Origin of the sequence: Pseudolactococcus hodotermopsidis (genome assembly GCF_011170085.1) — a bacterium.
Classification (GTDB): Bacteria; Bacillota; Bacilli; order Lactobacillales; family Streptococcaceae; genus Pseudolactococcus; species Pseudolactococcus hodotermopsidis.
The window spans coordinates 1-8497 of the sequence record NZ_BLLI01000078.1 but is presented as its reverse complement, the minus strand read 5'-3'; the positions used below and the strand labels follow the sequence as shown (position 1 = coordinate 8497).

The following is an 8497-nucleotide window of genomic DNA, read 5'->3' as shown; positions in this document are numbered from 1 at the left end:
AAGCAAGCAGCGGTAGCGGTTAATAATAACTTGCAAGTTTATGAAGCACCGAAGATTATTAGTACGGCTATAGAGGGTAATCCATCTGCAGGTGAATTTAAAGTTCGTGTCAAAACTAATGCCGTATCAAGTGTTACTGTTAAAGTTCCGATTTGGTCAGATGCTAATGGTCAAGATGATTTGAAGTGGTATGTAGCAACTAAAGTCAAGGATGGCGAGTATCTAGTGACATTTGATGGTAACAATCACAAAAAACAAAGTGGTGCTTATCACGTTCAAGCTTATGCTTACAATGGTGACAAGCAAGCAGCGGTAGCGGTTAATAATAACTTGCAAGTTTATGAAGCACCGAAGATTATTAGTACGGCTATAGAGGGTAATCCATCTGCAGGTGAATTTAAAGTTCGTGTCAAAACTAATGCCGTATCAAGTGTTACTGTTAAAGTTCCAATTTGGTCAGATGCTAATGGTCAAGATGATTTGAAGTGGTATGTAGCAACTAAAGTGAAGGATGGCGAGTATCTAGTGACATTTGATGGTAACAATCACAAAAAACAAAGTGGTGCTTATCACGTTCATGCTTATGCTTACAATGGTGACAAGCAAGCAGCAGTAGCAGTTAATAATAATTTAAGTGTTAAATTTTAGTCGCGTTTGCTATGTTTTGGGGAATACTTGAAACTTTAATCAAATGAGTATAATTAAGGTTTTATTACTCGAACATATAAATTGTGATTGTCAAAAATAATTGGAAAGTGTAAAATCACTTTATACTAACACTAAAAAAATCTAATCACAAATCTCTTGACGAACGCCATCCAAATGAGTATAATTAAATTGTTAGCACTCGAACACAGAGAGTGCCAAAAATTTAAAAATAATTGGAGGCTTACCAAATGTTGAAACCATTAGGTGATCGTATTGTTTTACGTGTTAAAAAAGAGGAAGAGAAGTCGGTTGGTGGCATTGTGCTTGCGACAAGTGCGCAAGAAAAGCCGTCGACGGCGGAAGTTGTCGCTGTTGGCGAGGGTGTACGGACGCATCATGGTAATGTGATTGCACCAAGCGTTGCCGCTGGCGATGTCGTCATTTTTGAGAAGTTTGCAGGAACACAGATCAAAGATGGGACAGACGAACTCTTAATCGTTCGCGAAAGCGATATTTTAGCAATCGTAGAATAAAGAGCATCTCTAAAAACTCAGATTCGTCCATTTTTGTCAGCTCATAAAATCGCAGACAATAAAAAGATGTGCACCTGCGGTTACTCGGTGCATGAAAAAATTGCTATCTTTCCTTAGCAGTTTTTAGAGATGTCCTAAAAAATATGAGTTGAGTTTCGATTCCTTGAGTCTAGTTCTATTGTTTATTACGTTTTCGTGATAGAATTCTAAAAAACGACGACTCAAGACCGTCATCTCAACATCTTACACTCAGGAGGTAAAAAAGTGTCAAAAGATATTAAATTTTCATCAGATGCGCGTGCGGCAATGGTGCGTGGTGTCGATATTTTAGCAGATACAGTCAAAGTAACGCTTGGTCCTAAAGGGCGCAATGTTGTACTTGAAAAGTCATTCGGTTCTCCCTTGATTACAAATGACGGTGTAACAATTGCCAAAGAAATCGAGCTTGAAGACCATTTTGAAAATATGGGTGCTAAACTTGTTAGCGAAGTTGCCTCAAAAACCAATGACATCGCTGGCGACGGGACAACGACAGCAACGGTTCTTACGCAAGCTATCGTTCGCGAAGGGCTTAAAAATGTGACAGCGGGTGCGAATCCTATCGGCATTCGTCGCGGTATCGAAACGTCTGTTGCAACAGCTGTTGAGGCGCTTGAAAACATTGCGATTCCGGTTTCTGGCAAAGAAGCCATTGCCCAAGTTGCAGCGGTTTCATCGCGTTCTGAAAAAGTTGGCGATTACATTTCCGAGGCCATGGAAAAAGTCGGCAACGACGGTGTGATTACGATTGAAGAGTCAAAAGGTATGGAAACTGAGCTGGATGTTGTTGAAGGTATGCAGTTTGATCGCGGTTATTTATCTCAGTACATGGTGACTGATAACGAAAAAATGGTCGCTGATTTGGACAACCCTTACATTCTCATCACAGACAAGAAGATTTCAAGTATTCAAGATGTTTTGCCGTTATTGGAACAAATCTTGCAACAAAGTCGTCCGCTCCTAATCATCGCTGATGATGTGGACGGTGAGGCTTTGCCAACGCTTGTCCTCAACAAGATTCGTGGGACGTTCAATGTTGTTGCAGTCAAAGCACCAGGGTTTGGTGACCGTCGTAAAGCCATGTTAGAAGATATTGCCATTCTCACAGGTGGTACGGTTATTACCGAAGATCTCGGGCTTGAGCTTAAAGATGCGACAGTTGAGTCACTTGGTCAAGCTAGCAAAGTCACGGTTGACAAGGAGACAACGACAATCGTTGAGGGTGCGGGCGCTAAAGATGCGATTGCCAATCGCACTGCGGTTATCAAATCGCAAATTGAGCAGACAACTTCTGATTTTGACCGCGAAAAACTGCAAGAACGTTTGGCGAAATTGTCGGGAGGTGTAGCGGTTATCAAGGTTGGTGCAGCGACTGAGACGGAGCTTAAAGAGATGAAACTTCGTATTGAAGATGCGCTGAATGCCACACGTGCAGCAGTTGAGGAAGGTATCGTTTCTGGCGGTGGGACAGCGCTTGTCAATGTGATTGACAAGGTTGCTGAAATTGACCTATCGGGAGATGAGTTGACTGGTCGCAATATCGTTTTACGTGCGCTTGAAGAACCTGTTCGTCAAATTGCGAAAAACGCTGGTTACGAGGGTTCAGTTGTCATTGACAAGCTCAAACAATCGGAAAATGGAACTGGCTTTAACGCTGCGACTGGCGAATGGGTTGACATGATTGAAACAGGAATTATTGACCCAGTTAAAGTGACACGTTCTGCTTTGCAAAATGCTGCCAGTGTTGCGAGCTTGATTCTCACAACTGAAGCTGTTGTTGCCAATAAACCTGAACCAGCAGCACCAGCTATGCCTGATATGAGTGGTATGGGTGGCATGCCAGGTATGATGTAATATTAGAAACTGTAAACAAATAATCTATACTTTTTGACGATAATTTTTCCATTGTTCTTCGTCAGAAAAGTTATTCGCCAAAAACTACACTTTATTTGTTTTACGAAAAACTGGACGAAAAATCCAGTTTTTTTGATATAATAGAAATAGATGAAAATAATAGAAAAACAGCGTTGTGCTTGGTCAACTGGTTCAACTTCTGAAAGTCATTATCATGATACTTACTGGGGTGTGGCAGTGCATGATGATGCTAAGCTCTGTTTAGATTTGATGCAGGCAGGGTTGTCTTGGTCAACGGTACTTAATAAAACGCCAGCTTTTTATGTTGCCTTTGAAAATTTTGATATTGTCAAAGTTGGCAAATTTGATGAGGTAAAATTTGCTGAACTCATGCAAAATGTGGCAATTATCAGAAATAGGTTGAAAATTCAAGCTATTATCAATAATGCGCTGAGAGTTCAGGAAATTCAAGCGGAATTTGGCAGTTTTGATTGCTATTTGTGGGGCTTTGTGACTTGTCAAACGCAAGTTCGTCAGCCACTCAAAAATGGTTTTCTGACGAAGAATGCGTTGTCTGACACCATTTGCAAAGACCTTAAAAAGCGTGGTTTCAAGTTTATCGGCACAACGATTATCTATGCTTATCTGCAAGCTGTCGGTGTGATTGATGACCATGAAGAAACGTGTTTTAGAAAAGCGGAACTTGCTACGTTGCGCAAACAAAAATTAAGCAAAAATACAACTAACTTTGTGTTAGATGACAAAAGAAAGTGAGGATGAAAATGATTATCATTTACAAAGGAAAAGGAAGATGGGTTGTCGTAGCGTTTGTTATTTCATTTTTTACTGTTCTTCTTAATCAGAATAATCTCCCGACCGGTAATCAATATTTTGCACCAGTTATCTTGTTTTCTGCGGCTTTATTAAACTTGATATTTACACATTTATTTGTAAAAAATGAGGTAGAATTGACAGATGATGAATTTCAAACCATTTTGATGCAACAAAAAGAGCGATTTCCTAAGAGAAAATATGGTAAATTGACACTCAAATTCATACGAATAAGTTTGAGCAATTACAGTTCGTTATTTTTTGTACGTAATAAAAATTGGACATCTATTTTTTTGATATTAGCAATCATTTTGTTTGTTTTATTTAGTATATTTCCTAGTTAAAACAATAACTGATGTTTTAAAAAATTCATAAATCCGAACTTTTCAGACATTTTACGTAGAAAAAGTGACAGATTTGTAGCAATATTCAGTCAAATTTGCTATAATAAAGTGTTGCAGATAATGCAAGCGATGTTTGAAGTTAAAATAAGGAGAAAATATGTCATCAGTAGTAGTTGTCGGCACCCAATGGGGCGATGAGGGTAAGGGGAAAATCACAGATTTCCTCAGTGAAAATGCGGAAGTAATTGCACGCTATCAAGGTGGCGATAATGCGGGTCACACAATTGTGATTGACGGTACAAAGTATAAACTGCATTTGATTCCGTCTGGCATTTTCTATCCTGAAAAAATTTCAGTTATCGGAAATGGTGTTGTGGTCAATCCGAAATCGTTGGTCAAAGAGCTTGCTTATTTGCATGAGGCGGGCATTACAACGGACAATCTGAGAATTTCTGACCGTGCGCACGTCATCTTGCCTTATCATATCAAACTCGATCAGCTCCAAGAAGATGCCAAAGGCGACAATAAAATCGGTACAACGATTAAAGGAATCGGTCCAGCTTATATGGACAAGGCAGCGCGTGTTGGTATTCGGATTGCTGATTTGCTTGACAAGGACATTTTTGCTGAACGTTTGAAAATTAATCTTGAACAAAAAAATCGTGAATTTGTCAAAATGTATGAAGTTGACCCCGTTGATTTCCAAGAAATTTTCGATGAATATTACGACTATGGGCAACAAATCAAAAAGTATGTGACAGATACTTCTGTTATTTTAAATGATGCTTTGGATGCGGGTAAACGTGTGCTTTTTGAGGGTGCGCAAGGTGTTATGCTTGATATTGACCAAGGAACCTATCCATATGTGACCTCATCAAACCCAGTTGCTGGTGGCGTGACAATCGGTTCAGGCGTTGGTCCATCGAAGATTTCTAAAGTTGTTGGCGTTTGTAAAGCTTACACCTCACGTGTTGGTGATGGACCATTTCCAACGGAATTGAACGATGAAATCGGTCATCAAATCCGAGAAGTCGGTCATGAATATGGTACGACAACTGGTCGTCCGCGCCGTGTCGGGTGGTTTGATAGCGTGGTGATGCGCCATTCTCGTCGCGTGTCTGGCTTGACTAATCTGTCGCTCAACTCGATTGATGTGTTGACGGGTCTTGATGAAGTGAAGATTTGTGTCGCTTATGACCTTGACGGCGAGCGCATTGACTACTATCCTGCTAGTCTTGAAACCCTGCAACGTTGCACGCCGATTTACGAAACTTTGCCAGGCTGGTCTGAGGATATTACTGGCGTTCGTCATTTGGATGATTTGCCAGAAACGGCAAAGAATTACGTGCGTCGGGTGTCAGAACTTGTGGGTGTGAAGATTTCGACATTCTCAGTTGGGCCAGATCGTGATCAAACCAATGTTTTGGAAAGTGTTTGGGGTATTTTGTAAACAGAAAGAAGCTGGAATAAAAGTCGAAAATTAGGTAAATTATGCTAATTTTCGACTTTTGTCCCAGTCTCTTTATTTGTTAAAATAAAGCATATCTTAATCAGCCGTCTTTCCCGAGATTTTGGTATAATAAAGTATAAAAACGGAGGCAGACAATGAGCGAATTTAAACATTTATATGACGATTTTAAACCAGAGCATTACCAGATTTATCTGGATATTAACCGCGAGACGAAACGTTTTGAGGGCAAAGTGACGGTCACAGGCGAGGCATTTGCGACTGACCTAGCTTTCCACCAAAAAGACTTAGCGATTACAGCAGTTGTAGTCAATGGTCAAACAGTTGCCTTTAGCTTGGATGAAGATGAGGAAACGGTCAATTTTCAAATCTCAGCACCAAGTAAACTTACAGTTGCCTTTACTTATTCAGCTGCCTTAACCGATAATATGACAGGTATTTATCCGTCTTATTATGAAGTTTGTGGTGTGAAAAAACAATTAGTCGGCACGCAATTTGAAACGCATTTTGCACGGCAAGCTTTTCCGGCCATTGATGAGCCAGCAGCTAAGGCAACTTTTGACCTTTCAGTCAAATTTGACGAACAAGACGGCGAGTTAATCGTCTCAAATATGCCAGAAATATCAAATGAAAATGGCATCCATACTTTTGAAACGACAGTCAAAATGTCAGCTTATTTGCTTGCCTTTGTTTTAGGTGACTTGCAGTCAAAACTAGGACAAACGAAAAATGGCACAAAAGTTGGTGTTTTTGCGACCAAGGCACACAAACCACAAGCGCTTGATTTTCCGCTTGATATTGCAATTCGTGTGATAGAGTTCTATGAGTCTTACTTTAATGTGGCTTATCCGTTGCCACATTCTTGGCACATTGGCTTGCCGGATTTTTCGGCGGGGGCTATGGAAAACTGGGGTTGTATCACTTATCGCGAGGTGGCGCTCCTCGCTGATCCCGACAACTCAACGCTTGCCACTCGCCAATATGTTGCGCTAGTCATTGCGCACGAGCTTGCTCATCAGTGGTTTGGCGACCTTGTGACGATGCAGTGGTGGGATGACCTTTGGCTCAACGAGTCGTTCGCCAATATGATGGAGTACGTGGCGATTGATAGTATCGAGCCTAACTGGCATATTTGGGAGCAGTTTTCGACTGCCGAGGCGACTATGGCGCTCAACCGTGATGCGATTGACGGTGTGCAGAGTGTCCATGTTGCTGTCAACCATCCCGACGAGATTAACACGCTTTTTGATGGCGCGATTGTCTATGCCAAGGGCGCGCGGCTCATGGTTATGCTCCGTAAGTGGCTAGGGGACACCGACTTTTCGGCGGGACTTCACACCTATTTTGACAAGCATCAGTATGGCAATACCGTAGGGCGCGATTTGTGGGAAGCCTTGTCGAAAACGTCAGGACGTGATGTCTCAGCCTTTATGACCTCGTGGATTGACCAACCTGGCTATCCAGTTTTGAGTGTTTCGGTAGAAAAAGACACGCTCGTTTTGCGACAACAACAATTCTTCACTGGTGAGGGTGTTGACAAGCAACGTTTGTGGCAAATACCCTTGAATAGCAACTGGACTGGACTGCCAGATGTTTTATCAAAAGCAGAAGTTCGCCTACCAAATTTCGCCAAATTGTCAGCTGAAAATGGCGACAAACCGCTATTGTTTAACGCACAAAACGCCGCACATTACTTGGTCAAATATTCGACTGACTTAAACGAAAAAATTGTCTCAAAAATTGACAGTTTCGATCATATAACAAAAGTTCAGCTCATTCAATCTGCTTTGAAATTAGCAGAGGGCGGTTTGTCTGACTACGCTGACTTGGTAGAGTTGCTTGCCACATTTGACAATGAATCGTCAAATGTGGTCAACACGGCAATGACACAGGCTTTAAATGCGCTTAAAATCTTTGTTGATGAGTCTTCGGAATCTGAAAAGAATTTCAAAACATTTGTCGGCAATTTGTTTGAAAAGCAGTACAAGCGTTTGGGCTGGGATAAAATTGCGGGCGAGTCTTTCAATGATGAGCAACTCCGCGCCTTACCCATTTCATGGGAAATTTATGCTGAAAATGCAGATGCGCTCACCCAATCATCAGCCCTTTTTGCTAAACATAAGGCTGATATTCACAGTATCCCCGCTGACAGTCGTCCCCTTGTTTTGAAAAATGAAATCACAGAAAATGAAACGGCTGATTTGGTTAGGCAATATTTTGAGGCTTATGCTAAAACGACTGACCAAAAATTCCAACGTGAGTTGAATTTGGCGGTTTCTAGTACGAAAAAAATGGCGACAGTTGATTATATCCTCTCTCAATATCGAAAGACAGCGCTAATTAAACCACAGGATTTACGTTTTTGGTTTGCGTCTTTGATTCGTCGTGAGTTTTCTCAGGCGAAAGCATTTAAATGGCTTACGGAAAATTGGGAGTGGGTTCAAGAGAAACTGGGCGGAGATATGGCTTCTGGCGACTTTATCGAGTTCATCGGAAATGTTTTTGACACAGCTGACAAGCTCAACGAATTCACAAAATTTACCGATTCATTCAAGGACGAGCCAGCATTTAAACGACTTATCGAAATGGCAAAAACGGAAATCACGTCTAAAATCGCACTTCTTGGTGCGCAGAAAGAAAAAGTGCAAATCGCGCTGTCAAGCGAAATTGAAAATGTCCCAAAAAAAGTCTAAACATGAGTTACGTTTTGCTAAAGCAAAATTTACTTTTAGATTCCATTTTTGATATGATTGAGTTATGATTTATGCTGAATTTTCAGC

General features: G+C 41.0%; 7 protein-coding genes. All 7 read left to right on the top strand.

Annotated features, from left to right (window positions below; translation table 11 throughout):
- Window positions 1–648, top strand: a 648-nt coding sequence (locus Hs30E_RS09800) for a GBS Bsp-like repeat-containing protein (protein WP_172209774.1), incomplete at its 5' end; no start/stop codon positions are given.
- 248 nt (window positions 649–896) lie between these two features.
- Window positions 897–1181: a co-chaperone GroES gene (gene groES / locus Hs30E_RS09795; RefSeq protein WP_172209773.1), complete on the top strand. Its 285-nt coding sequence runs from the start codon at window positions 897–899 to the stop codon at window positions 1179–1181.
- 264 nt (window positions 1182–1445) lie between these two features.
- Entirely contained in the window at window positions 1446–3074 is a 1629-nt protein-coding gene (groL, locus tag Hs30E_RS09790) for a chaperonin GroEL (protein WP_172209772.1), read from the top strand.
- Between the two features lie 150 nt (window positions 3075–3224).
- Window positions 3225–3848, top strand: a complete 624-nt coding sequence (locus Hs30E_RS09785) for a DNA-3-methyladenine glycosylase I (protein ID WP_172209771.1) — start codon at window positions 3225–3227, stop codon at window positions 3846–3848.
- Window positions 3849–3856: 8 nt separating this feature from the next.
- Window positions 3857–4249, top strand: a complete 393-nt coding sequence (locus Hs30E_RS09780) for a hypothetical protein (RefSeq protein WP_172209770.1) — start codon at window positions 3857–3859, stop codon at window positions 4247–4249.
- Between the two features lie 157 nt (window positions 4250–4406).
- The gene (locus tag Hs30E_RS09775) at window positions 4407–5699 is read left to right on the top strand and encodes an adenylosuccinate synthase (protein ID WP_172209769.1); all 1293 of its coding nucleotides are present in this window, start codon (window positions 4407–4409) and stop codon (window positions 5697–5699) included.
- 155 nt (window positions 5700–5854) lie between these two features.
- Window positions 5855–8410 (top strand): M1 family metallopeptidase, encoded by a 2556-nt coding sequence (locus Hs30E_RS09770; protein WP_172209768.1) that lies wholly within the window; start codon window positions 5855–5857, stop codon window positions 8408–8410.
- Window positions 8411–8497: the final 87 nt, after the last annotated feature.